This window comes from Mycobacterium sp. E1715, assembly GCF_001667625.1.
In the GTDB taxonomy this organism is placed as follows: domain Bacteria; phylum Actinomycetota; class Actinomycetes; order Mycobacteriales; family Mycobacteriaceae; genus Mycobacterium.
Window position 1 is genome coordinate 1 of record NZ_LZJJ01000506.1, and the last position, 630, is coordinate 630.

Consider the following 630-nt stretch of genomic DNA (forward strand, 5'->3'; position numbering starts at 1 on the left):
GGTGCGGGCTGCCCGCCGTTCGCCTTCGGCCCGGTCGGGTCGGTGGGCGGCGGCGGGATCGGCACGTCCGAGGCCGGCGGCGGCGCCGGCTGGGTCTCGGGCTCCGCCTGCGGGTCGGGCGCGGGCGCGGCGATCGTCGCGGGCGAGGCGCCGCTCATCAATTGCGCCTGGGCCTTGGCGATCTCCTCGGGCGAGTGGCTCTGCTGGTACTCGTGCAGCTGCTCGACCTCGTCGCGGTGCTCGACCGCGTACTTGATCAGCTCCTCGATGTTGTAGAGGTTGGCGTCCCGAACGGCCGTCAGTTGGATCGGCGGCAGGTCGAAGTCGTACTCGACGCGGTTCTTGATCCGCACCGCCATCAGCGAGTCCAGCCCGAGCTCGATCAGGGGCACCTCCCACGGCAGGTCCTCGGGCTCGTAACCCATGGCGGAGCCGACGATCAGCCCCAGGCGCTCCGCGACCGTCTCGCCCGAGTCCGGCGACCACTTGCCCATGCTCGCCGAGAAATACCGGTTGGTCAGGCTGTCGGTCAGGGTCTCGGCTTCGGCCTCACCGCCGGACTCCGCCGGCGCGACGGCGGCCCCGTTGGACGCAGCCGTGATGGCCGCGCCCGCGCCGACCGCGGCCGGT

At 72.5% G+C, this 630-nt stretch carries 1 protein-coding gene; it reads right to left on the reverse strand.

Annotated elements, in window-relative coordinates; all coding sequences use genetic code 11:
- A partial coding sequence (locus A9X03_RS24890) for a phosphopantetheine-binding protein (protein WP_197696142.1) occupies positions 1–630 on the reverse strand: 630 nt, incomplete at both ends.